This window comes from Pseudoxanthomonas sp. GM95 (genome assembly GCF_900109775.1).
In the GTDB taxonomy this organism is placed as follows: domain Bacteria; phylum Pseudomonadota; class Gammaproteobacteria; order Xanthomonadales; family Xanthomonadaceae; genus Pseudoxanthomonas_A.
Window position 1 is genome coordinate 1,539,527 of record NZ_FOAX01000002.1, and the last position, 24,811, is coordinate 1,564,337.

Below are 24,811 nucleotides of genomic sequence, written 5' to 3' on the forward strand. Positions count from 1 at the left end.
GTGCTTGCGTGAATTACGAACATGTACTGGACGAACATGTTCGTACTATGCTACAAAAGGCACACACAGGGACAACTGTTGGTATCAAGCGCATGACGATTGAAAAACCCGAGCCGCGCAGCCGGCGAGATCGACCCGCCAAGGCGCCGCTCTCCAGGCAGGTCATCACTGAGGCGGCGCTCGCGATCATGCGTACCGAGGGCTTGGGCAAGGTGACGATGCGCCGGATCGCTGCGCAGCTCGATACCGGTGCGGCATCGTTGTACGTCTATGTTCGCGATACCGAGGACCTGCACGCCCAGGTGCTCGACGCGTTGCTGGCCCCTGTCACCGAGATCACTACAAGAGGCAGCTGGCAGAAACGGCTGAAGGCACTGCTCGGCAATTACATGGACGTGCTTTTTGCAAACCCCGAACTTGCCCGCATGGCAATTTCGACTCCCGCCAACGGCACAAACTACTTTCGCATCGTGGAAATGATCCTGGCCTTGCTCAAGGCCGGTGGCGTGGAAGATCGAAGTGCAGCATGGGGCGTGGACCTGCTGTTGCTGTTCGCAACGGCCAATGCCGCCGAGCACAGCGCCTGGAAAGCTTCCCCGCGGGCTGCCGAAGATGTCCAAGGCATGAAGTCCAAGATCCGATCGGCCGATCCAAAGACCCATCCCAATATTTCCCGCCTAAGCGAAGAACTGCTCTCTGGCGGGGAAGGGCGCCTTGATTGGAACCTGGATCTGCTCATCGCCGGATTGATCGCGGCGCCGCCTGTCTCGAAGAAAAGCGCTCGCTAGCCGCGCTGGCCGCGCTGCGGCCTTATGCCACTCACTGAAGGGCACCACCATGGTTGATATCAGGAACAAGCGCGTTGCCGTCGTGGGGGCAGGGCCTGCAGGCCTGACCCTCGCAAGGCTTTTGCAAATGCAGGGCGCGGATGTGACGGTGTATGAGCGCGATCTAAGCGCGTCGGCACGGCCACAAGGCGCAACCCTGGATCTACACGACGACGCTGGGCTCAAGGCGCTTCGTGCAGCCAATCTGATGGATTCCTTCGAAGCAAGCTACCGGCCCGGTGCGGACAAGATCACCGTGGTTGATCGCGACGGAACCTCGTTCCTTGACGCGTTCGTCAGCAGTGAGCATGGCGTGGCCAGGCCCGAAATCGATCGTGGCCCGCTCAGGGATCTGTTGCTGAATTCCTTGAAGCAAGGCACTGTGAAATGGGGCGCCAGGTTCGTCTCATTGCGTCGATCGGGCAGATCAGTGGAGCTGTGGTTTGCCGACGGCACTCGATCGATCGCTGACCTGGTGGTGGCAGCAGATGGCGCCAACTCGATCTTGCGTCCTTACCTGACGCCCATTCGTCCGATCTATTCGGGAATCATGGTGCTCGAGGGAAACATCCGTGATTCGGCAGCGTCGGTTCCGCAGATTCATCGAATGATGGACGACGGAAAGATCTGTGCGCTGGGTGATGAAAAATCGCTGTTCGTGATCTCCAAAGGTGACGGTAGTGCATCGTTCTACACAGGGCACAAGGCCCCCAATGACTGGGGATATACCTCGGGGATCGACTTCAGCGATAAGTCGGCGGTCCTGGCGTGGTTCAAGGCTGAGTTCGTTCAATGGAGCCCGATGTGGCATGGCCTGTTCGAGCACGCCCAGCCTCCGTTTGTGCCTCGTCCCCAGAACTACTTTCCGACTGACCAGCGCTGGGAGGCGGCGGCCGACCTCACCATGATTGGCGACGCTGCCCATGTCATGCCGCCGTATGCTGGTGAGGGCGTGAACATGGCCATGCTCGATGCGCTCGAGCTTGCCCAATGCCTGGCCGATGACCGATTCCAGGACATCCGTTGGGCCATCAGCAGCTTCGAAGAATCGATGCGCTTGCGAACGGCAGAGGCCACCACGGTCACGATGGACCAGACCAAGGCGTTTCATTCGGCTGCCGCCATTCCCGATCTCATCCAGATGTTCGCCTCGCACGCCGACTCCTGAGGGTTGGGTCTTGGCCGCTTCTGGCTGAGTGAACGTAAAGGAGCCCCGGATCGACCGAGGCTCCTGGTGAGCGTTTAAGCCTCGATGCCCCACTTGTGAGCGTCGGCTGGCTTTTCCTTGTAGATCACGCCGGCGAAATCGACATGGAGTTCGGTCCAATCTCCTCCGCCCTGATAGGCCAGGACCTCGAAGTGCTTGGGTTTGCGCTCGGGTGTCCCTTCGACCGTCCAGCCGGCTTTGCCGACGGCCTTCAGGACCAGCTTCGGATCGGCCGCAACGTCGGCATGGTGGTGCTTGGGGCTGTGGCGGGGTTTTTTGTGTTCGACGTCTACCGGACGCCCGCCTTTCTTGCTGATCCAAAGAACCTTGATCTCTGAAGGCCTTTGCTCGCCTTCCAGGGTGACTTTCAAGCCTTCCGCAAGCGGGAAAACTTCAGCGCCTTTCGGCCCCAGGTCGGCAAGGTGGATCTGCCCATTGGATAGCACAGTGAAGCGATGGACGAAGACATTTTCGATCACGCCATTCAAGGTGATCTTTTCATGGTGCGGCATGCATTTCTCCGTAGAGCGCCCAACCGCGGGCGCACACCTTCAATTGCGTCCTTCGCGGGCATTTCAATTTAATTGCTTTAGTGCGTCGCAGATCTGTTCAGGTGCACGCTCAAAGCTGCGACTTGAAGGGCAGCACCAGGGTCTCGAACAACCGCTCCGAAAGCGGCCTTTGCTGCCACTGCTGGAGGGTGTAACGCTTGGACCGTTCCAGGTCGCGCTCGAAGACCGCACTCAGGCGCTCGGCCATGACCGGGTCATACATGTTGAGGCTGGCTTCGTCGTTGAGCCTGAAGGAGCGGATGTCGAAATTGGTCGAGCCGACCGAGACCAGCAGCTTGTCGATGATCAGCAGCTTGGTGTGCAGCATCGTGGGCTGGAACTCATGGAATTCGATCCCTGCCTGCAGCAGCGGTCCCCAGCTTGCCTTGGAGGCCAGGCGCACGGAGCTCGAGTCGATATGCGGGCCAGGCAGCATGACCCGGATATTGACGCCGCGTTCGGCGGCAGCAAGCAGGGCCTTGGTAATCAGGTCGTCAGGGACGAAGTAGGCTGCTGCCAGATCGATGCTTGTCGCCGAGGCTGCGATGGAAAGCAGGTACATGAGGTGCATGCTCTCGCTGCCGCCTGCAGGGGAGGCGAGGAACAGCTGTGCGTCGGTATCGCCGGCGGGCGGAAGTTCCGGATAGAACTCGCGGTAATGCAGGACGCGGCCGGTGCTTTTGATCCAGTTGTCGTTGAACGCAGCCTGCACCTGGGCCACGACAGGGCCCTCGATCCGGTAGTGCGTATCCCGCCAGTGGTCCGGGTCCTGCGCGTTGCCCATCCACTGGTCGGCAACGCCGACGCCGCCGGTGAAGCCGATCTTCCCATCGACCACCAGCAACTTGCGGTGGGTGCGATTGTTGACGCGATGGAGGTTGTACCAGGCCAGCGGCCGGTAGCGGTGCACTTCCACGCCGGCCTGTTCCATCTTCTGGATCAGAGCGTTGTCCATCTTGAGGCTGCCGCCCCAGTCGATCGTCGTACGGACTGAAACGCCAGCACGGGAGCGCTCGCATAGCACGTCGCTGAACTCGCGGCCGATGTCGCCAGACCAGTAGATGTAAGTCTCGAAGGTGATGTTCTGCTGGGCCGAGCGCATGGCCTCGAGCATGGCCGGGAAGATCTCCGCGCCATTGTTGAGTACTTCGATCCGGTTGCCCGGCAGGATGGTCGGCCCCAGCAGCGCAGACATCTGGCGCTTGAACATCGGGTCGTTGACCTCGTATTCGTGCGCCGGGACATGTTCAAGCTTCTTTTCGGGCGTGGTGAAATTCAGTGCGAACAACACCGCGACCAGGGTCGCCACCACAGCGCCTGCAATGATCCAAAACATCTTCCAGGTGTCCCCAAAGTCGAGCCGCGGCATCCCCGCCAGGGCGCGATTGTCAACAAAAGGGCTTCACACGCGGTGTGAAAGCCAGCCGCGACGATGACGCACTTTCCGGCGCCCACGCTGGGCCAAGCCTCCGGCTTCCACACGCGTCCCGGCGATAGCGGCAGGCCTATACATCTGCTGCACAAACCTGCACTCAGACTGCGCGCCCACCACAGGAGTGCCCCCATGAAGATGCTTGCCGGCTGCGAACTGCTCTTGGAGGCAGAAGCGCCAAGCCCGGTGGTCTCCATGCTGCGGCCCCGTGATGCGCAATGCATCTGGCGGGTCGACGGGCGCCCTGGCTTCCAGCCGCGGCATGCTTTCGAGGAGTATCTGGATACCTTCGGCAACTTCTGCCAGCGCTTCTGGGTGCCTGAAGGTCAGATGCGGGTGCGCATTGAGGCCACGCTGGAAGCCGATGACGAACTTGCATTCGATGAATCGGCGGGGCTGGTCACGCCATTTGCGCTGCCCGCGCAAACGCTTCAGTTCACCCTGCCGAGCCGGTACTGCGCATCGGACCGTCCTGAGCTCAACGCACTGGCGACGAAGATCGTCAAAGGCTTTGCGCCTGGGTACGCGCAGGTGGAAGCGATCCGTGCCTGGATCAGGCAGAACATCGAGTATCGCTACGGCGTAAGCAACGCGCACAGTTGCGCGCGCGACACCATCGAGCAGCGGGAAGGGGTGTGCCGTGATTTTGCACACGTTGGCATTGCGCTGTGCCGGGCATTGGATATCCCTGCACGCATGGTGGTCGGTTGGTTGCATGGCCTTGAGCCGATGGACATGCACGCGTGGTTCGAGGCCTACGTGGGCGATGCCTGGTACACCTTCGACGCGACCCAGGCCGAGCGCAGGGCTGGGCGTGCGGTGATCGGCTACGGACGCGATGCAGCTGACGTAGCCTTCCTCATGAGCTATGGGTCGCTCAGGACCGTGTCGGTCAACGTCTGGACCCAGGCCGAGCAGGCGCAGTTCGCCTAGGCCATGAAGCTCTTCACCTGTGACGTGTGCAGCCACGTCGTCTACTTCGAAAATTCCCAATGCCTGCGGTGCGGTGCGCGCCTGGCCTTCGACCCTGGGCAGACGGCCATGGTGGCAGTGGTCGCTGAAGGTACGTTGTGGGTACACGTGGCTGACCAGGCCAGGCGCTGGAGGCTGTGCTCCAACGCGGCCTATGGGGCGTGCAACTGGCTGATCGAGAGTACCGATGTGTCTGCGTACTGCCGGGCTTGCCGGCACAACCGGACGATCCCGGACCTGAGCTGCGACAATCGGATCGAGGCCTGGCGGCGCATCGAGGTCGCCAAGCGCCGCCTGTACTACACGATCCTGCGGCTGCATTTGCCTGCCCCTGCACCGGGGGAGGACGACCACGAGCCGCTGGTGTTCAATTTCCTGGCCGATCAGCCGGCCATGCCGCAGGTCATGACCGGGCATGAGAATGGACTGGTCACGATCTCACTGAGCGAGGCAGATGATGCCGAGCGTGAACGATCGCGGGTCCGCCTGGGCGAGCTCTACCGCACCCTGCTCGGACACTTCCGGCATGAGGTGGGCCACTACTACTGGGACAGGCTCGTTCGCGACACAGGCCCAGACGAGCGCTCAAGGTTCAGGGAGTTGTTCGGGGACGAGCGGCGCGACTACGCCAAGTCGCTGGCCGATTACTACAGCTTCGGAGCGCCGGACGATTGGCAGGAGCGCTTTGTCAGCCCCTATGCCACGGTCCACCCGTGGGAGGACTGGGCCGAGACCTGGGCGCACTATTTTCATATCGTCGATACGCTGGAGATGGCAGGTGCCTTCGGCATCCGGGTGGAGCCTGACGTGCCAGATACCCAGTTCATGGGATCTCGAATCGATTTTGATCCGCACCGCGTGCGCGATTTCCAGAAGATCATTGATGCCTGGCTGCCTCTGACCTACGCGGTCAACAGCCTCAACCGCGCAATGGGCCAGAACGACCTCTATCCCTTCGTGATCAACACCCCGCTCAAGGCCAAGCTGGCCTACATCCATCAGCTGGTCATGGACAATGCGGCGCGCTCGCGCTTAGCCCGGGTCGGGGGCGTGGCCGAATCCGGCGCTTGACCGGCCGGTGACACGGCACGCCGGCGACGCGGTGTTCACCTGCCCTGGAGGACTGTCCTTTTCAGGCAGCGCAACGCGCATGGCTGAGGAATGAGATGGAACCGAGCTGGGTGATCCGCGAGGAATTTGAAGAGCTCCAGGGGCGGCTGGAAGCCCACCGCGCCGCGCTGCGCGGCCTGTTGAGACACCTGGACGAAGGAGCGCGCGAGGCGGTGCGCAAAGAACTGGCGATCCGCGCCATCGTCGATGGAGAGCCCTCGGCCACCGAAGCCGGCATGCAGGCAGAGGCGGCTGATCTGGTAAAGGCGCTCGGTTTTACCCCGAATTGAGGCGTCGTCCCATTCGTAGGTTTTGAGATGCGATGGCTCGCCCTAGCCGGCAGCAGCCGATATTCGTTGCTGGTCATGAGAGGCGCACTGAATGCCTGGTGGCGCGGACGGGCATGGCGAATGTGCCAGGGCCGTAAGTTGCCTGTAAGTCTGGCGGAGAAAGACTGACGTCCCGTTCGCTACTCCCCCGACGTCATGACCCTGAAAGCCGCTGCAAGCCTGTTCTGCCTGTTCCCTTCCATCGCGCTGGCACAGTCCCCGTCCAGCACAAGTGACTTGCTGGCCAAGCAGGAAGATGATCGCTGGACCATCGGGGTCGGCGCTTCGGTCAAGGACGATGGCTATGCAGGCGAGGGCACCCGCGTCCGTCCTTTCCCGCTGATCGGTTACGAAGGTGAGCGTGTGTTCTGGCGTGGCCTCACTGGCGGTGTTCATGTGATCAAAGGTGAGGCTTTCACGCTGGATGCCGTGCTTGCCGGGCGGTTCGATGGCTTCGACATTGACGACCTGGGAAGAAAGGAACTGGCTGCCAATGGCTTGAACGCCGATCTGCTTGAAGACCGCGACGATGGCCTGGATGCGGGCCTGTCAGCGTCCTGGCGAGGCGCCGCGGGCGAACTGAAGCTCTCGGCGCTGGCCGACGTTACCGATTCCAGTGGCGGCTACGAGTTCGCCGCTGACTATGGCTATGCACTCCATTGGGGGCGTACCACGCTGGTGCCCAGTGTGGGCGTGCGCTGGATGTCAAGTGATCTTGTTGACTACTACTACGGGACCCTGGACGAGGAAGTTGCCCGAGGCGTGGTGCGCTACCAGCCGGGTTCGGCGGTGGTACCGCAGGTGGGGGTTGGGTTCTCGCGTCCCCTGGGCGAGCACTGGAAGGTCACCGGCTCGGTCAATTACAAGTTCCTCCCCAGCGAGATCACCGACAGCCCGCTGATGGATCCGGACGTCAGCGGCGCGATGGGTGTGCGCGTTGGCATTGGCTGGTCGTTCTGAGAAGGTAGCCGCCCTGTCTCTGGCGGGAAACCTGATGACCGACACAGCGCCAGCCATCGCCACCCGCGTGGCCCTGATCGAGGACCACCCCAGGCTGGCAGGGTTGATCGAGCGTGGGCTGGCCAGCGCCGGGATCGCGGTCGATGTCTTCCAGACGCTGGAATCTGCCTGGCATGGCTTGAGTGGGCAGGGCTATGCGGTGGCCATCGTCGACCGCGGCATGCCCGATGGCGACGGCCTGGACCTGGTGCGCCGGTTGCGGCGCGCCGATGTGCGCACGCCCTGCCTGATGCTCACCTCGCGCGATGCGTTGCGCGACCGCGTCGATGGGCTGGACGCAGGCGCCGATGACTACCTGCCCAAGCCGTTCGCCCTGGACGAGCTGGCAGCCCGCGTGCGTGCCCTGATGCGGCGCCCGACGGCGCTGCGCAGCGTGGCGCCGAGCTTCCTGGGGTTGAGCGTGGAGCCGGAAAGCGGCTCGATGCTGGCCGGGCAGGAACGCATCAGCCTGGCGCCTGCAGAGTTGCAGCTGATGCTGGCCCTGCTGCGAGCGCAGGGCCAGACCGTCAGGCGGAGCGCGCTGGAGAACGCGGCATGGGGCGTGGGCGGGGCAGTGACCCCCAATGCGCTGGACGTGGCCATCCACCGTTTGCGCAAGAAGCTGGTCGCGATCGAGGCGGCGGTGGGCCTGGTCAACGTACGCCAGCAGGGCTTTGCACTCAGGGCGGCCGATGCTTCCGCGTAGCCTGACCGCCCGCCTGATGCTGGCGGCGGTGGCCGGCCTGGCCGCGGCGACGGTCGTGGCCTGCGTGCTGATCTGGATAGGGGCCGACCTTCGCTCACCGGACCGGTTGCTGCACGCGGAACTGGAGGAAGAGGTCGCCGATATCCAGTCGGGGCTGCGGATCGATGCCGCTGGCAAGGCGCATGTAGAGCTCAAGCAAAGCAATGCGCGGGTGTACGACGCCATGCCCAGGGACGCGGCCTACCTGGTCTACGACGCCTCCGGCCGGGCCGTGGCCCACAGTCCACAAGGGGCGGCGTTGCAGGCGTTGGCTGGCATGTCGCCCGGGCCTGACGCGCTGGCCGTTTCCGTCGGCAATGGTGATGGGCAACTGCGATTGATCCAGCGTTCGATCCGGCACGGCGACCAGGCATTCACCGTGCGGGTGGCGCGCAGCGACCGGCTGGTGCTGACCCTGCGCGACTACGCCGACAAGCTGTACGTGCGTGCCGGGCTGGCAACGGCACTGCTCGCGCTGGTGACCTTCGGCGCGGTGGTCTTTGTGACCGTGCGCCGGATGATCCTGCCGCTTCACCGGGTCTCGCAGGTGGCCGCAGGCATCGGGCCGCGCAACCTGACCACGCGCCTGGACGTGGCGCGCGTACCGCTGGAAATCGCGCCCCTGGTGCAGGGCTTCAATACCGCGCTGGAGCGCCTGGAACGCGGCTACCGGGTACAGCAGGAGTTCCTGGCCGCCGCCGCGCACGAGCTCAAGACGCCGCTGGCGCTGCTCCAGGCCGAGATCGAGCTGGGTGGCGCTGCCAATACCGAGCTGCTGCTTCGCGACACCGCGCTGATGGCGCGTCAGGTGCACCAGCTGCTGCACCTGGCCGAGGTCAGTGAGGGGCACAACTATGCATTCGCCCCGATCGATCCCGGCAGCGTGCTGGAAGAGGCGGTGGACTACTTCGAGCGCTTCGCACACCAGCGCAGCGTGCATCTGGAATTTGTGCGTGAGCCTGGGGCGCTTGGCCATGTCGAGGGGGATGCCGCGGCGCTGTTCGTGCTGGCCAAGAACCTGCTGGACAACGCGCTCAACCACGCCCCGGCCGGCAGCGTCGTCCGGGTCAGGCTGGGCGCCGACGGGTTCTGCGTGCAGGACGAAGGTCCAGGCGTTGCGCCGGCCGATCGTGCCCACCTGTTCCAGCGGTTCTGGCGGTCGCAGCGCGATGGCAGTGGCGCCGGCCTGGGCCTGGCGATCTGCCAGGAAATTTGCGCCGCGCACGGCTGGCGTGTCGGCCTGGCCGATGTGTCCGCCGGTGAGGGCGCTTGCTTCTTCGTGGCAATGAGAACAGGCGAGGACACGGCATGAGCGCTAGCCTCGCTTGGGTGGACACGGTGATCGACCAGGACATCTTGACCGTTGCAGGGTTGCTTGAATCCAGCCCTCAGGCGGTGATGGACTGGTACTACGGCGTACCGATCCGACCCCTTGGCGATGAGACGGCCGCTGACCTGGTCCGTCAGGGGCGCGGTGCGGCTGTCATGGCCTTCCTTTGGGCGGCCATCGAGATCGAACCCAATACGAACTGGTAGCGGGCGTCTCACTGGTGCAGGACATGTTGGGGATTGGTCCCCATCCCCGAGCTGCCTGGTCACCCCTGCATAACCACCACCGCCTAAGGCTGGCACATCCCCTGGACCGGAGCGCGCCATGAAGACCCGACACGTGTATGCAGCCGAGAACCTCGCGGCGGCGCATACCGCCATCCAGGCCGCGCTTGATGCCGGGGTGGCCCATGACGATGTTTCGTTGATCGCCAAGGGCGAGATCGAAATGGAGGCCGTGCCCGATTCGTTGAAGGAGGCGGAAACCGACTTCAAGCAGGGCGCCCTGCGTGGGGCCGTAGGCGGCGGCGCTGCTGGCTTGGTGGCGGGGCTGATCGGTGTGGCCGTGCCACCGCTGGGACTGACCCTGGCGGGTGCTGGCGCGCTGGCACTGGCCGGTGCCGCGGTTGGCACCTGGTCGGCCGCGCTTGTGGGGTCTTCGGTGTCCGATCCGGTACGGCGAACGTTCGAAGAAGAAATCGAGGCGGGCCGGGTACTGGTCGTTGTCGATGCCGAGCCTGTACTGCTCGAACAAGCCGACGCGGCGGTGATCGGTTCTGGTGTGCGTGCCTTGCCCTACGAGCAGCCCACGGCGCTGAACTGAGCGGAGTCCAGGTATGGCCTTGAGTTTTGCTCTGGGTGCGGACGCCATGCGCGCCTGCGCGCGCTCAGAAGTTGGACTCGTCGTATTCGCGCAGGAATGACTCCAGGCTGGACAGGGCAGACGGTGGTAGATCCTTCTTCAGCACCGGTGGCAGCGGTGGTCTTGCTGCCAGCCAGCGATCAATGCATCGGCGTGCCAGCTTGACCGAGCGAATGTGGCCACTGTGGCGGATGCCGCGCCAGGTCACCCAATGGACGCCATCGGGCTCGACGCCGGCAACCATCGATCCCTTCCAGAACAGCGCCCAACCTCCCCTGGACGCCTGCCAGTTGTAGCGGGGCTCGATCTGCGGGCCCTTGAAGCCCTCTCCGCGCTGATGATTTCCGCTTTCCGGTCCCATGGGAGCTTTCCTGATGACGCCGCGCCCGGCCCATGTCCTTCGGGACCAATCCCGGGCGGATAGGCGGGGTGTACGAGAGGTGTACATTTGTACACCTTCTTTGTCCTCGATGCCTCCAGGTATGGAGCGAACCCTCTCCACCGGGCTCCGGGCAGGTCGATCTCCGCGGTGTGCCGGTCGTTTGGGGTGAAGGAGAGCGGGCGCGCCCACGGCACCGGGTGATTGTTGCTTCACGGACAACTTCCCCAGAATAGGCTCCCGACCTTCCGTCGGACCGGCGTCAAAGCCGATTGCAGGACTGCCGGGGACGTGAAGTTGAAGCATTCGTTTTTGATTGGCGGCGGGCGACTGGCAGAACTGATCGAGCGCTACGACTGGGCCGCGACAAGTCTTGGGCCTATCGACGCTTGGCCACCTGCGCTACGCACCACCATTGCCCTGATGCTGCAGTCCCCCGTGCCGATCGTGACCCTGTGGGGGCGAGACGGGGTGATGATCTACAACGACGCCTATTCCGAGTTTGCTGGCGAGCGGCATCCTTCCCTACTGGGATCCAACGTCCGCGAAGGCTGGGGCGAGATTGCCAGCTTCAACGACAACGTGGTCAGCCACGTGCTGCTGGGCAACCAGCCGCTGTCCTATAAGGACATGGAGCTGGCCCTCAATCGCGACGGGCAGTTCAAGACCCTGTGGATGGACCTGGACTACTCCCCGGTCCTGGATGAGTCCGGGACGCCGATTGGCGTCTTCGCCATCGTGGTGGAGACCACCGAGCGGGTCCTGGCCCAGCGGGCCAATGCCGCCGAACGCGAGCGCCTGGCCCAGCTGTTCGAGCAGGCGCCTTCCTTCATGGCGGTGGTGCGCGGCCCTGAGCACCGTTTTGAACTGGCCAATCCCGCCTACCGGCGTGTGGTTGGCAATCGCGATGTCATCGGCCACACCGTGGGTGAGGTACTGCCTGACGTGGCGGACCAGTATCTGGCCCTGCTGGACAAGGTGTTCGCCGACGGCGAGGCCTACTCGGCGCGAGGGGCTCCCTATGTGATGCAGACCCATTCCGGCGGTCCAAGCGTCCGGCGCGTGGTGGACTTCGTGTTCCAGCCGATCAAGGACGAGCTCGGGCGGGTCAGCGGCATCTTCATCGAGGGGGTGGACGTCACCCAGCGGGCTCGATCGGAAGTCACCCGGGAGGCGCTGGTGGCGCTCACCGATGCGATTCGCGACGCGAGCGATCCTGGTCAGCTCGGCCAGCTCGCTTCCATCATCCTGGGCAAGTCGCTGGAAGCTTCAAGAGTCGGGTACGCCCATACCGTGCACGATGACAGCGCGCTGGTGATCACCAGCGAGTGGGGCGATACAGGCGCACAGCGCCTGGGGCGCGTTCTGGACCTTCGCCCCTACCGCGCGATCCGCGCCGCCCTGGAGCAGGGGCAGGTTGTCGTGGTAGGAGATATCCGCCATGACGAGCTCACGGCAGAGGTGGTGGAGCTGCTCGAGGGCTGGGACGTCGGCGCGCTAATCAATGTTCCGATCCTCGAGCACGGCAGGCTGGTCGCCGTGCTATACGTCAACACCTCGCAGCCGCGCGCCTGGGAAGACCAGGAGGTGGCCATGGCCCAGGAGTTCGTTGCGCGCATCCGCACGGCCGAACAAAGACTGCATGGTGAGGCGGCGCTGCGAGAAGCCAACGAGACCCTGGAGCAGCGCGTCGAGCAGCGCACGCACGAGCTGCTCCAGGCCGAGGAGGCGCTGCGCCAGGCGCAGAAGATGGAGGCAGTCGGGCAGCTGACGGGCGGAATCGCACATGACTTCAACAACCTGCTCACCGCCATTACCGGTGGGCTGGAACTGCTGAAGATGCGCCTTGCACAGGGACGTACCCAGGACCTGGACCGTTACATCAATGTCGCCACCAATGCGGCCAGCCGGGCAGCGAGCCTGACCCACCGGTTGCTGGCTTTTTCGCGTCGGCAGACGCTTTCGCCCAAGCCGACCGACGTCAAGCAGCTTGTCAGTGGCATTGCCGAGCTCATCCAGCGCACGGTGGGTCCCGAGATCGCCTTGGAGACGGTCAATGCCGCAGGGCTGTGGCCTTCGATGATCGATCCGAGCCAGCTCGAAAACGCGATCCTCAACCTGTGCATCAATGCGCGAGACGCGATGCCCAATGGGGGCAAGATTACCATCGAGACCGGCAATCGCTGGATCGACCAACGCACTGCATCCCAGCGTGGGATTGCGCCAGGGCAGTACATTTCCTTGTGCGTCTCCGACAGCGGAACCGGCATGACGGCCGACGTCATCGCCAAGGCCTTCGATCCCTTCTTCACCACCAAGCCGATCGGAATGGGCACCGGTCTCGGGCTGTCGATGATCTACGGATTTGCACGCCAGTCTGGCGGTGCGGTCAGTATTTACTCCGAACTCGACAAGGGCACGATGGTCTGCATCTATCTGCCTCGCCACGTCGGCGATGTCGAACAGTTCGAGGATAGCCTGCAGCTGGAAGAGGCGCCGCGTAGCCTGCAAGGGGAGACGGTTCTGGTGGTCGACGATGAGCCTGCGATCCGGGCGCTGATCAGCGATGTGCTGGGGGACCTGGGCTACTCGATTCTTGAGGCTGAAGACGGTGCGAGCGGCCTCAAGATATTGAACTCAGATGCCAGAATCGACCTGCTTGTCAGTGATGTCGGCTTGCCAGGTGGCATGAACGGACGGCAGATGGCAGATGCCGGGCGAATGACGCGTCCGGACTTGAAGGTGCTATTCATTACCGGCTATGCCGAGAACGCCGTGCTCAGCCATGGGCATCTCGACCAAGGCATGCATGTGCTGACCAAGCCATTCTCGCTGGATGACCTGGCAACACGGATCCGGGAATTGATCAATCTGTGAAGATCGGTTTCGGATTGCAAGCGAGTCGGCATACCTTCGCGCGTGGTTAATTCTGCGTGATGTTCTCGCGATGAATCGGCCTGTCCGGCTTTGCAGATATCGTGCAACATAGCGCTATACCGCTTGATTTCACTGCCTCAATTGCCTTCGCGAGGCATTCTGGGCAAGGCAGGTCTCACTGGAACCAGATGACTTTGATAGCAGATCCCGCGCAATTGGACCTCACGGATTGCGCGAAAGAGCCAATCCATACACCTGGCGCGATCCAGCCCTACGGCGTACTGCTGGTTGTTGATTCGCGTTCATTGATCGTCATCGAGCGGGCCATCTCCAGCGGCGAGGTGACCAACACTTACGCCGATCCCTTGGGTCAGCCATTGGTCGATGTATTCGATGGCGCCATCGCTGCTTGCGTGCAGGCGTTGGCGCAACTCGAGGAGGCCTCTGTCAGCTACCTGGGCCGGTTCGCCATCGGTCCGGCAGGCATGCACCACGCATTGGCGCATCGCTCCGGCGACGCGATCGTGTTGGAACTGGAGGAGCCGCTGGAGGGCGAGCCGGGCACCTTCGAGGAGCTTTACCCAACGATTCGCGCGTTCATGGGCAAGGTTGGAACCGCCGCTTCGGTGGATGAGGTCTGCGCACTGGCGTCCGAGCATGTCAGGCAATTGACCGGGTTCGATCGCACATTGGTCTATCGGTTTGATCCGCAATGGAATGGCGCCGTCGTCGCGGAAGAGCGCAACCAGGTGCTGCCTTCGTACATGGACCTGCGATTCCCGGAATCGGATATTCCAGCTCAGGCGCGCGAGCTGTACCGACGCAATACGGTGAGGCTGATCCCGAATTCAACCTATACCGCCACGCCCTTGTTGCGCAGTGCCGATGCGCGCGCAGAGGCGCCGACCGATCTGAGCCTGTCGACGTTGCGCAGTGTCTCGCCGGTGCACCTGCAGTACATGCGCAATATGGGAACTGGCGCCTCGATGTCGGTGTCGCTGCTGCAGGGGGACAAGCTATGGGGCCTGGTTTCATGCCACAACGCAGAGCCGCGTCGGGTGCCTTACCACGTCCGTACTGCCTGCGAATTCATCGGCCAGATCCTGTCCCTCCAGATCTCGCTTCGCGAAAGCGCGCGTGATGTCGAGGAGCGCATGGCGCGCAGGGCCACGCAGGTCAGGTTGCTCGGCCGCATGGCCGGCGAGGAAGACTTTATCCAGGCCTTGGAAGATCACCACGCCGGGCTGCTTGAGCTGACCCAATCCAGCGGCGCTGCGATCGTCCATGCCGGGCAGTGCCGGCTTGTGGGGGAGTGCCCTGACAAAAAGCATGTCATGGCGCTGGTCCACTGGCTCTCCCAGCGGCAGGGAAGCGATGACTTCTTCGCCACCGACAACTTGCCCGAGGTGTGGGCGCCGGCGCAGCAGCTGAGTAGCATCGCAAGCGGCATCCTGTCCATCTCCATTTCACAGCTGCACGAAAGCGTGCTGATCTGGTTTAGGCCAGAGGTTGAAAGAACGGTGCGCTGGGGCGGTGATCCAAGCCACAAGCTGGGCAAGCCCGAAGTCCTCTCGCCGCGTAAATCCTTTGAGTCATGGAAGGAAATCGTCAGGCAGCGATCGCTGCCCTGGGACGATGTGGATCGGGATGCGGCCCTGGAGCTGCGCAGCGCGATCGTGGATATCGTCCTTCGCAAGGCAGAGGAAATGGCAGCCTTGAACGAGCAGTTGCTCAAGAGCAATAAGGAGCTCGAAGCATTCTCTTACTCGGTCAGCCATGATTTGCGTGCGCCTTTCCGCCATATCGTTGGCTATAGCGAACTGCTTTCAATGTCCGCAGGCGAACGACTTGACGACAACGAGCGCCGTTTCCTGGACACGATCGTGGACTCGGCAAAGTCAGCCGGCGAACTGGTAGACGACCTGCTGAGCTTTTCCCAGATGGGCCGCTCAACCCTGAGCCTGATGACCATCAAGATGAACGCACTGGTCGAGGATGTGCGGCTCAAGCTTGAGATGGAATATCGCGAGCGTGAGGTTGAATGGGAAATCGACAGTCTGGGCGAGGTGGAGGCCGACCCGATGATGCTGAGGCTGGTCTGGCAGAACCTGCTCTCAAACGCGGTGAAGTTCACCCGCGATAGCAAGCCTGCGCGGATCCATGTCGGGACCTATCTGGAAGGCGCTGAGAAGGTGTTCTTCGTCCAGGACAATGGCTGCGGTTTCGACATGAACTACGTGGGCAAGCTCTTTGGTGTTTTCCAGCGGCTTCATCACGTCGAAGAGTACGAAGGCACCGGCATTGGCCTAGCCAACGTCGGTCGTATTGTGGGTCGGCACGGTGGTCGTGCCTGGGCCAAAGGCAAGCTCGGCGAAGGTGCCGTTATCTCATTCTCCATCCCCCTTAAATCTGGAGCCGATTCGTGAGGGATTTGCGTCCTATCTTGCTTGTTGAAGACAACCCCAAGGATGCGGAGTTGACTAAAGCTGCCCTGGCACGCTGCCAGCTGCTTAACGAGGTCACCCATGTGCGTGATGGCGAAGAGGCTTTGCACTACCTGCGCAGCCAGGGCAAGTACGCCGGCCAGAACCATGGTGGTCCCGTGGTAGTACTGCTTGACCTGAAATTGCCGAAGGTCGATGGGCTCGAGGTGCTCGAGCAGGTCCGTTCCGATCCGAATCTCAGTAGCACCCCAATCGTCATGCTGACCTCGTCACGCGAGGAGCAGGACCTGGTCAAGAGCTACAAGCTCGGGGTCAATGCCTTCGTGGTCAAGCCTGTGGACTTCAAGGAATTCTTTGAAGCCATCCAGGGGCTGGGCATGTTCTGGGGCATTACCAACCTGCCGCCACCGCCGTTCGCGATCCAACCGGGGGAGGGCGGCGGCAAGTGAAGGCTGACGCTCCAACGGCACCCATCCGTGTCTTGATGCTGGAGGACAGCGCGCTGGATGGGGAGCTGATCATGGCCCAGCTCGGCTTTGCCAAGCTCGAGGTCACGATGGATCGGGTGTGGACCAGAGAGAGTTTTGTGGGGGCGTTGTCGAGCCACAACCACGATGTGATCCTGGCCGACCATGTGTTGCCGAATTTCGATGGTGATACGGCGCTGCGGCTGGCACGTGAGCTGGCGCCAGAAGTGCCCTTCATCTTCGTGTCCGGAACCCTGACCGAGGAGTTGGCGGTTCGCGCGCTACGGCACGGCGCCCGGGATTATGTGGTCAAGCAACGCCTGCAGCGCCTTCCCGAAGCGATCGTGCGTGCGCTGCGTGAGAACGATGAGAAGGCGAGCCTGCGGCAGGCGCGGGCAGAGCTCAAGGCTAGTCAGGAACAGCTTGAAACCTATACCAATTCTTTGCCGCCGCTCATTGCGCGAGTAGATGCCCAGCACCGCCTGTTGCTTGCCAATGAGGCGTTCAACCACTGGTACGGGCTGTCCCCATCGGCACTGGTGGGGGAGGATCTGGGCGCCGTGATAGGCCAGCCAGCCTTCCAGGTGCTCGCCCCGCAGCTCGAACCGTTGATGGCCGGTCAGCCATTGGCGCTGGAATTGGATCTGGTTGACCAGCAGGGCATCCACCGGCCCGCGCAGGTCGACTGCGTTCCGCGCGTGGGGGAATCCGGCGCGTATGCCGGCTACTACCTGATGGCACGTGACGTCAGTGGGCACAAGCGCGCTGAGCAAGCCTTGCTGGCACAGAAGGAAAGTCTCGAGCTTCGTGTCGAAGTCGGCGAGCGCGAATTGCGGAGTAGTCGCAGCCGGATGCAGTCGATCTTCGAGTCGAGTGTGCAGCAGCAGATTCTTGTGTCGCTGGATGGCTTGATCCTGGACGCGAACAAGACGTCGCTGGCCGCCATCCTGTGCGAGAAAGACCAGGTCGTCGGCATCGCGTTCAGCACCGCTGCCTGGTTTAGCGAAACTGAAGGGGCGCCTGGTCTGGTCGCAGCAGCGCTTGCTAAGGCTGCCTCTGGCGATGAGTCACGCCATGAGCTCGAGCTCAACCTGCCGACGGGCCTGCGGAGTTTCGACTATTCATTTCGCCCGATCATCGACCACGACCACCATGTGGTCTCGGTCCTATGCGAGGCGATCGAGACCACCGAGCGACGCCGCGCGGAGAATGCCCTGCAGCAGGCGCAGAAGATCGAGGCGGTGGGCCAGCTCACCGGTGGCATCGCACACGACTTCAATAACATCCTGACCGTGATTTCCGGCAACGTCGACTACGCCAGCATGCTGGTCGAGATGCCTGGTTCGACCGACAAGACCAAGCGGGCCCTGGAAAGCGCCATGAAGGGCGTCATGAGCGCCTCGGCGCTGACCAACCGCCTGCTCACGCTCGCGCGCAAGAAGCCGGTGCAGGCCGTGGTAATGGACCTGGATAGCCACGTAGTTGGCCTGCAGGAAATGCTGGCGCGCGCGTTGGGCGAACTGGTCGAACTGGAAGTGGTCGGTTCATCAGGCCAGTTGCCCGTTGAAATCGATGCCGGCCAGCTTGAGGCGGCCCTGATCAACCTGGCTGTCAACGCCAGGGATGCCATGCCCGGCGGAGGCAAGCTGCTGATCGAGCTCAGCGACATGCAGATGGACGTCGAGCTGGCGGCGCAGAACTCCACGATCGCTCCGGGCCGGTATGCCATGCTCCGGGTGCAGGACAACGGGGTCGGCATGTCCCAGGAGACCATCGCGCGCGTGTTCGAACCCTTCTTCACCACCAAGGAAGTAGGCAAGGGCACGGGACTGGGATTGTCGATGGTCTACGGCTTTGTGCAGCAATCGGGCGGCCACATCCTGATTGACTCGAAGGTCGGCGTGGGCACGGTCTTTTCCATCGTGCTGCCCATTTCTTCCACTCCGCTTGCCCAGGCGAGCGAGGAACTTGGCCAGGCCGAGCTGCCGGAGAAATCGGCGACCATCCTGGTGGCCGAAGACAACGAGGATGTGCGCGCCTACAGCGTGGAGGTTCTCCGCCATCTGGGTTATCGCGTGCTTGAGGCCCATGACGGGCTTTCGGCCATGCGCCTGCTCGAACGTCCCGATGTGCATGTGGACCTGTTGTTCTCGGACATTGTCATGCCACGGATGACGGGGTGGGAACTTGCCCAGGAGGCACGCCGCTTACGTCCCGCGCTTCCGATACTGTTCACCTCCGGCTATCCACGCGACATCGAGACCAGCGGTGCGCAGATGAGGGACGTGACCATCCTCTCAAAGCCCTTTACCCGCCGGGACTTGGCTGGGGCGGTCCGGAGCTCTCTTGATGGTACACAGAATGAGCCGGGAGCCCGCCAGGCGATGGCAAGCGCTTCGGGCTCGAAGAACTAGGTTTGAAATTCTGTACATCGGGAGGGCCAAGCAGGCGCCACCTTCTGCTTGGCCATACCCTCGACGCAATGGCAGCACCGCGCTGCGTCACCGGTGTTGATGGTTAGCCCAGGCAACGGGACCTTGGCGTTCCTCGAACATCAGGGAAAGAACCGCTTGCCCTACACGGGATGATCGATTCGTTGATCTGAACTTGATCGTGCATGTCGCGAGCCTGCGGGGCGGCTGCCCTTGGCTGCCGCAGGAGGGCTCGCGGAACTCCTCGACCTGCAATGTTTGTTTCGGGGATGCCGAAGCTGGGTAGATCGAGCAACGTAGATCGTTCTGATCCAACTGGCGATGAGCGTGGAAATGCCAGCCTGTTGGGCCAGTGACGCTGGCAATGATCAGATCACCATCGCCGTCGTATGTGCTCCGCATGCCCGAGGTCTGCAGCTGCACGCCGGCGCCTTCGATCTCCAACCCGGCCATGACGGTCAGGACGCGCTCGATGAGCGAGCGCCCATGCGAAATCCCCTTCGTGCGGAACATGAAATAAGCCATGGCAGCTTTCCACACGGAGTTCCCCTGCGGGGTCAACGATGCCGCTGTTTTCCCGCGGCAAAATTGTTTCGCTTTCGTAAGCATTAAACGCGCGAGTCTGGGGAGCGCCTTTGTATTGCAACTCGGCCCTCTTGGGCTTGAGCAGTGCGATAGCCACTAGTTCTTACGGGAAACGGTTGCATGGACTTGCCGCCGTGCCAGACGAAAAATCGGCTCGCTGTCTCAGCTGCTGCGACCGGATGTGTGGATCATGGGGGCGTTCCATATCCTTCGGCCGGCTCACCCCCGGCCTTTTTTTTGGGGCCGAGGAAAACGACTCGGCGTCGTTCCTGCACCGCATTGATGCGGTCGGGCTCTTGGGCTGCGCCCCACGCCTTGCCAGTCATGGCCAGTCGGCTTTGATCCCTGCTGACCTTGCGGCCCGGCATTGAACCGTGCCTGCGCGCTCCGCTTGCCCTGAAGCCTTTTGGAGCTGGGGAGAGGGCGGCTTGCTGTGTCCGGTCACCGTATCACGGCGTTCTCGCCGTCAAGGGCTGCGCGTGCCTGCACGCTTGCGGCCGCTGGCCGTCAAAGGACCCTGTGACAGCCTGCGCTTGCGCCGTGAGGAGCCGGTTTCCGGGCAATGCCGCCCGAGCAACCGGAGCCTGGATCATGTCGCAACTTTCGTTCACTTCCTTTGACGCGCTACTGCATGTGCGCGATACCACCGGCACCTATCGTCTGGCCTCTATCGACCGGATCCTGGCCGCTGCGCGTGATGCCATCGACCACAGGATGCAGCGTGGCACCGCCTTTCGTTCGCCGCAGGTGGTCAGGGACTTCCTGCAGGTCAAACTCTCAGGCTTCGAGCATGAGGTATTCGCGGTGATCTTCCTGGATACCATGCACCGGTTGATCGCCTACGCCGAGATGTTCCGCGGCACCATCGACAGCGCCTCGGTCTATCCGCGCGAGGTGGTCAAGGAAGCGCTGCGGGTCAATGCGGCTGCGGTGATCCTTGCGCACAACCAGCCAAGCGGAAATCCCGAGCCGAGCGCGGCGGACAAGGCCATCACGCGACGACTGAAGGATGCACTGGAGCTGGTGGACGTGCGCACCCTTGACCACATCGTGGTCGGTGGACATTCCACGACTTCGTTTGCCGAGCGGGGACTGATCTGAGCAAGGGGGCTTCGGCCCCCTTTTGCTTCTCCTCGTACCGGTATGAGTGCGGATGTTTTTCTTCCCGATGGAGCTGCGCGATCACCTGCGGCGCGCTGCAGGTCTGATCAGCGAACAGCACATGTTCGGAGCGCGTCCTGGCACTGTGTCCCGCTGCTGAAGCACCCCGCCTGTGGCGGGGCGCCAGGTCTACGCCTGGGCCTGCTGCAGCAGGTTGTGCCGCGGCGTCAGGCCTTCGAGGCTAGGCGCTGTCTGCATCTGCTGCCGCGCGTCGGCTCGAACACATTCCGCAGGGCCCCGCGCATGAGACTTCCCGCCGATATTCCCGACGCTACGCCGCAGGCTCTGGCACTGATCGTTGCCCTGCATTGTGGCTGTGGCCTTGGACGGGGCAGGGGACATGCGGGTGACGCGATCCGCTGCGAATGCCTAATCGACCAGGTGGCGCTTCCGGGACAGGTGGCCAGTGCGTCCTTGCCTTGTTGTGATGGCTTGCCAGGGCTCGGCATTGCCTTGGGCCTGATGGCCGCAACCCTGCAGCGAAAACAATTTCCCCGCCGCGCTGCGGCTTCCTCGCCCGACAAATTCTTTGCGCTTCCAGGTTCTCCGCGTTGCTGCGATCGCCGCGCGATGCGGCCGGCCCATCCTTGGCTGGTCCGCCCACAACAAGGACGCAATGGCGCGACCTTGTTCAACCCGAAAGGAAAATGACCATGGCCAACATCGGCACCTTCACCGCAGAAAAAGACGGCTTCACCGGCACCATCCGCACCCTGACCCTCAACACCAAGGTCAAGCTGGTTCCCAATGACAAGGGCGGCAACGACAACGCACCCGACTACCGCCTGGAGGCGGCCGGGAACGATATCGGCGCGGCGTGGAAGAAGACCAGCGAGGCAGGGCGGGATTACCTCTCGGTCTCGCTGGACGATCCTTCCTTCCCGACGACGATCTACGCCCGTCTGCTCGAAGGCGAGGACGGCTGGCATGACCTGATCTGGACGCGCAACAGGCCGCAGGTGGGCTGATCGCCCTGGCGCCCCGCCGCAAGGCGGGGCGCTCTTCTCAAAGCTGCACTAGCTCAAGCGACCACCAGCGTCAGGTTCAAGTGCCTGACGGTTACGCCATCGCCCTGTCGCTGTACCGCTCGCGCAAGTGCGCTTCAATTTCTTCCAGCGACTTGCCACGCGTCTCGGGGACGATGCGCATGACAAAGAGCAGCGAGCCGACATTGATGGCTGCGGCGACAAAGAAGGTCGCGCCGCCAAAGTGATCCAGCAGCATCGGAAACAGGAAAGAGACCACGCCATTGAAGACCCACTGGCAGGCGACGGCCAGGCCGGTCACCAGTCCGCGGACCCGGGTCGGGAACATCTCGGACATCATCAGCCAGTAGACCGGTGCAATCAGCATCTGCATGAACAGAAGGAACGACAGGATGCATGCCAGGGCCAGATAGCTCTGCAGGGCTGAATGGGGCATCCATGTCATGACCGCGCCAAGTGCCAGCTGCGAGGCGACCACGGCGATCAAGCCGGTAGTGAGCATCCTGCGCCGGCCGTGCCGGCCGATCAGCCAGATGCCGATCAAGGTGGCAATGACCGCAACCACGCCGTTGCCGATCGTCGCGGTCAGCGCAGCGTTGGTACCCAGGCCGGTCGAGCGAAGGATGGCCGGGGTGAAGTACATGAAGGCATTGACGCCTGTGAACTGGGCCACAAAGCCCAGTCCGACGCCGATCATCAGGACCACGCGCACCCATCGCTCTTTCGCGATGTCGCTCCAGCGGGCCTGGTGACTGCTGGCCTCTGCCTCGGTGCTCATTTCTTCAAGCTCCTTGTCCACCTGGCTTTCCGAGTGGCGAATCTTGAGCAGGACTTCGCGCGCTTCTTCCAGGCGGTTCTTCCTGGCCAGCCAGCGCGGCGAGGCTGGTACGAAAAGCAGGCCCAGCCACAGCAATGCTGCAGGCGCGGCGGCGATGGCGAGCATCGTTCGCCAGATGCCGCTGTCGTCTGAGTAGTGCGCCAATACAGCGTTGGAGATGTAGGCAATGCACTGACCCGACACGATCATGAGCTCGTTCTGGCTGACCAGCCGCGCGCGGCGGCCAGGCCCTGCCATTTCGGCAATGAACATCGGAACGACTGCAGATGCGCCACCCACTGCCATGCCAAGCACGAAGCGCATGGCCACCATGGCCGGCACATTGGGCGAGTAAGCCGTTCCCAACGCGCCGATGATGAAAATCGTGGCAACAATCCTCAGCGCGCTTCGCCGGCCACGGACTTCAGCCAAGTGACCACTGAAAAACGAGCCCACTGCAGCACCGAAGATCAGGGAGGCTGCAACCAGTCCCTCGGTCAATGGCGTCAGACCAAGACCGCCTTGATCAGGCGCCATGCTCATGAAGGGAAGCGCGCCTGAGATCACGCCGGTGTCATAGCCGAACGCAAGCGCGCCGAGCGTGGCAATGCTCGCGATCAGTCGAACGAACCGGCTCTCTGGCGTGGAGGTGAGGGATTTTGAAGGGATTGCAGTAACTGACATCGATCCTGGATCTCTGCTGAGCGCGCGCAGTCACGCTGGCCCGCTGTTTGCGAGCTGACGTAAGTTGCGAGGGTGGGATAGCTGATGGATGTTGCGTTGCAGCAATCAGGCTAGGGGCACGACGATGAAGGCGCCGAGAATTAAATTGCGCTCACCACGCAGATGCGCGCATTTTTGATGCTTTCAGATCAACGCAGCCGTAAACCCAGCAAAAGCTTCACGTCCAGCCTTGCGCAATTGCTCAGCCGATCCTGGCAACGAGCGTGGTGAGCGTGTCGTGCGCATTGGTTGCGATCACTCTTACCTGGTCGTCAATCGCTTCATCGCCAAGCACGTGCTCCCAGAAACTGAGCGCCAGTGGCGCAGCCAGACGCCATTGCTCGAACTGTCCGGGGCGGGGCATGGCGAATTCGACATCGCGGTGGATGACCGCGCCATTGGAGCCAGGGCGCATGACCATCGGGAGCATGTCGTAGACCGGTGCCAGGCTGAGCGGCAGGGTGTCGCCGAGGCTGAGGGCGAGGTTGCCCAGGTGCATGTCCGTATTGCCGATCTGGTTGCCGAACCAGCTGATGATCTGCATCCGGCTGGCAGTTTCCTGGTCGATCCATCCGTCACGCTCCAGCTCGACGGCAAAGTCGCGCCAGGTGATGTCGGCGTGGCCGTACATCGCATGGGCCAGGGGTGCCAGGGAGACAAAGCCCCGGCGTCCCAGGCACGAGGTCCGGTCAAAGCGTGTGGACTCAAGGAAGACCCTTCCACCTGCCTCGATGATTTCCGCGCGCGCAGCCGGGATGCCGGCCTGGGCGAGCACAGCGGCCGCGTGCTGCTCCATGCGCAGCATCTGTGCCCAGCGTGCGCCGGCAGCCTGCGAGATGGAGTCGCTGAACTTGACGATCACAGAGCGGAAGCACTTTCCTTCGCGAAGGATCGCGGTGAACTTGGGTTGCTCGCCTGCCGCCGAAGAGCCCACCGGCTCACCGCGCAGGGCCGCTTCGGCGCGCTCCAAGTACGCATGGCCGCGACCGGCAGGTTCGACTGCCTGGGGCGCGCCAATGGAGTCGAGGGCACGACGTAGGGCGACCTCACCGATGACCAGGTCACCGAGCTGGTCGTGACCTTCGGAAAGCAGGGCCACCATGGCGTCCTTGGGCGACCAGAACTTGATGTCCGAAGGAAGCTTTGAAGGACCGGCAATGCGATGGGCCAGGTTGCGTCCCTGGAAGCCCTGCGGGCGCTGGTCGTCCAGATACCAGGGCAATGCCGGGAAGATGCCGTCCTCGAACGGCCGATGCTGCAGGACCTCATTGGGCTTGCCCAATGCCACGAAGAAATGGTCGCCGTGCAGGGCGAGGATCTCGCCCATGGGGATGACCCGGGCATCGCCGTCGATCCGGTAAAGGGGCCAGGATCGCTCGCCTCGCACATCGCCAGTGGCTGCGTAACGGGTGTACCTGGCCTTGCCGGCGCGCAGCACGGCCTCGCCGGCAGCCGAGACTAAGCGCGAGAGGGCGGGTCGGCTGACTCGCAGCTTGGTCAGGAGGGCCCTGGCAGCCATAGGTCCGCTCAAGCGGAGGGCATTGATCAGGACCAGAATGTCGGGTTGACGAGCCATG

At 62.8% G+C, this 24,811-nt stretch carries 22 protein-coding genes; 16 read left to right on the top strand and 6 right to left on the bottom strand.

The window, feature by feature from the left end:
- Positions 1–8: 8 nt before the first annotated feature.
- Together BMZ17_RS14720 and BMZ17_RS14725 are read left to right on the top strand one after the other, a co-directional pair.
- Positions 9–788, top strand: coding sequence for a TetR/AcrR family transcriptional regulator (locus tag BMZ17_RS14720; RefSeq protein ID WP_217645802.1), 780 nt, complete (start codon positions 9–11; stop codon positions 786–788).
- A gap of 49 nt (positions 789–837) precedes the next feature.
- A complete protein-coding gene (locus tag BMZ17_RS14725; RefSeq protein WP_093139405.1) occupies positions 838–1,995 on the top strand; it encodes an FAD-dependent oxidoreductase in 1,158 nt (385 codons plus the stop codon).
- 74 nt (positions 1,996–2,069) lie between these two features.
- Here the strand turns inward: BMZ17_RS14725 and BMZ17_RS14730 are convergent, their stop codons facing one another.
- Both BMZ17_RS14730 and BMZ17_RS14735 read right to left on the bottom strand, forming a co-directional pair.
- Entirely contained in the window at positions 2,070–2,546 is a 477-nt protein-coding gene (locus tag BMZ17_RS14730) for a hypothetical protein (protein ID WP_093139407.1), read from the bottom strand.
- Positions 2,547–2,655: 109 nt separating this feature from the next.
- Entirely contained in the window at positions 2,656–3,921 is a 1,266-nt protein-coding gene (locus BMZ17_RS14735) for a phospholipase D-like domain-containing protein (protein ID WP_175485601.1), read from the bottom strand.
- Positions 3,922–4,149: 228 nt separating this feature from the next.
- Between BMZ17_RS14735 and BMZ17_RS14740 the strand changes: the two genes are divergently transcribed.
- From BMZ17_RS14740 to BMZ17_RS14775, 8 genes are all read left to right on the top strand, one after another.
- Positions 4,150–4,950 (top strand): transglutaminase domain-containing protein, encoded by an 801-nt coding sequence (locus BMZ17_RS14740; protein ID WP_093139410.1) that lies wholly within the window; start codon positions 4,150–4,152, stop codon positions 4,948–4,950.
- Between the two features lie 3 nt (positions 4,951–4,953).
- Positions 4,954–6,060 carry a zinc-binding metallopeptidase family protein gene (locus BMZ17_RS14745; RefSeq protein ID WP_093139412.1) on the top strand — a complete coding sequence of 369 codons (1,107 nt, stop codon included), beginning with the start codon at positions 4,954–4,956 and terminating at the stop codon, positions 6,058–6,060.
- A gap of 95 nt (positions 6,061–6,155) precedes the next feature.
- Positions 6,156–6,389: a hypothetical protein gene (locus BMZ17_RS14750; RefSeq protein ID WP_093139415.1), complete on the top strand. Its 234-nt coding sequence runs from the start codon at positions 6,156–6,158 to the stop codon at positions 6,387–6,389.
- Positions 6,390–6,584: 195 nt separating this feature from the next.
- Positions 6,585–7,388 carry a MipA/OmpV family protein gene (locus BMZ17_RS14755; RefSeq protein ID WP_093139418.1) on the top strand — a complete coding sequence of 268 codons (804 nt, stop codon included), beginning with the start codon at positions 6,585–6,587 and terminating at the stop codon, positions 7,386–7,388.
- Positions 7,389–7,422: 34 nt separating this feature from the next.
- Entirely contained in the window at positions 7,423–8,133 is a 711-nt protein-coding gene (locus BMZ17_RS14760) for a response regulator transcription factor (RefSeq protein ID WP_093139421.1), read from the top strand.
- Positions 8,120–9,484, top strand: coding sequence for a sensor histidine kinase (locus BMZ17_RS14765; RefSeq protein WP_175485602.1), 1,365 nt, complete (start codon positions 8,120–8,122; stop codon positions 9,482–9,484). The genes BMZ17_RS14760 and BMZ17_RS14765 overlap by 14 nt, the downstream gene beginning before the upstream one ends.
- Positions 9,481–9,708 carry a hypothetical protein gene (locus tag BMZ17_RS14770; RefSeq protein WP_093139427.1) on the top strand — a complete coding sequence of 76 codons (228 nt, stop codon included), beginning with the start codon at positions 9,481–9,483 and terminating at the stop codon, positions 9,706–9,708. Before BMZ17_RS14765 ends, BMZ17_RS14770 begins: the two co-directional genes overlap by 4 nt.
- A 118-nt stretch (positions 9,709–9,826) precedes the next feature.
- A complete protein-coding gene (locus tag BMZ17_RS14775) occupies positions 9,827–10,324 on the top strand; it encodes a hypothetical protein (protein ID WP_093139430.1) in 498 nt (165 codons plus the stop codon).
- 64 nt (positions 10,325–10,388) lie between these two features.
- On the opposite strand, the gene BMZ17_RS14780 is transcribed toward BMZ17_RS14775, so the two are convergent.
- Positions 10,389–10,724, bottom strand: a complete 336-nt coding sequence (locus BMZ17_RS14780) for a hypothetical protein (RefSeq protein WP_139202935.1) — start codon at positions 10,722–10,724, stop codon at positions 10,389–10,391.
- 309 nt (positions 10,725–11,033) lie between these two features.
- Between BMZ17_RS14780 and BMZ17_RS14785 the strand changes: the two genes are divergently transcribed.
- From BMZ17_RS14785 to BMZ17_RS14800, 4 genes are all read left to right on the top strand, one after another.
- Positions 11,034–13,619, top strand: a complete 2,586-nt coding sequence (locus tag BMZ17_RS14785) for a PAS domain-containing hybrid sensor histidine kinase/response regulator (protein WP_254775312.1) — start codon at positions 11,034–11,036, stop codon at positions 13,617–13,619.
- A 188-nt stretch (positions 13,620–13,807) separates the two neighbouring features.
- Entirely contained in the window at positions 13,808–16,045 is a 2,238-nt protein-coding gene (locus tag BMZ17_RS14790; RefSeq protein ID WP_093139439.1) for an ATP-binding protein, read from the top strand.
- Positions 16,042–16,512 carry a response regulator gene (locus tag BMZ17_RS14795; protein WP_093139442.1) on the top strand — a complete coding sequence of 157 codons (471 nt, stop codon included), beginning with the start codon at positions 16,042–16,044 and terminating at the stop codon, positions 16,510–16,512. Before BMZ17_RS14790 ends, BMZ17_RS14795 begins: the two co-directional genes overlap by 4 nt.
- A gap of 35 nt (positions 16,513–16,547) precedes the next feature.
- Complete coding sequence (locus tag BMZ17_RS14800) at positions 16,548–18,944, top strand: response regulator (RefSeq protein ID WP_093139910.1); 2,397 nt, start codon at positions 16,548–16,550, stop codon at positions 18,942–18,944.
- Between the two features lie 87 nt (positions 18,945–19,031).
- Here the strand turns inward: BMZ17_RS14800 and BMZ17_RS14805 are convergent, their stop codons facing one another.
- Complete coding sequence (locus BMZ17_RS14805; RefSeq protein WP_093139445.1) at positions 19,032–19,487, bottom strand: hypothetical protein; 456 nt, start codon at positions 19,485–19,487, stop codon at positions 19,032–19,034.
- 651 nt (positions 19,488–20,138) lie between these two features.
- Here BMZ17_RS14805 and radC point away from each other — a divergent pair.
- A complete protein-coding gene (gene radC, locus BMZ17_RS14810) occupies positions 20,139–20,648 on the top strand; it encodes a RadC family protein (protein WP_093139448.1) in 510 nt (169 codons plus the stop codon).
- 713 nt (positions 20,649–21,361) lie between these two features.
- On the top strand, positions 21,362–21,676 hold the full coding sequence (locus BMZ17_RS14820) for a DUF736 domain-containing protein (RefSeq protein ID WP_093139914.1): 315 nt from the start codon (positions 21,362–21,364) through the stop codon (positions 21,674–21,676).
- Positions 21,677–21,767: 91 nt separating this feature from the next.
- Here the strand turns inward: BMZ17_RS14820 and BMZ17_RS14825 are convergent, their stop codons facing one another.
- A complete protein-coding gene (locus tag BMZ17_RS14825; protein WP_093139453.1) occupies positions 21,768–23,195 on the bottom strand; it encodes a sugar porter family MFS transporter in 1,428 nt (475 codons plus the stop codon).
- Positions 23,196–23,436: 241 nt separating this feature from the next.
- Positions 23,437–24,810 carry a type II toxin-antitoxin system HipA family toxin YjjJ gene (gene yjjJ / locus BMZ17_RS14830; protein WP_175485603.1) on the bottom strand — a complete coding sequence of 458 codons (1,374 nt, stop codon included), beginning with the start codon at positions 24,808–24,810 and terminating at the stop codon, positions 23,437–23,439.
- Between the last annotated feature and the right edge of the window lies 1 nt (position 24,811).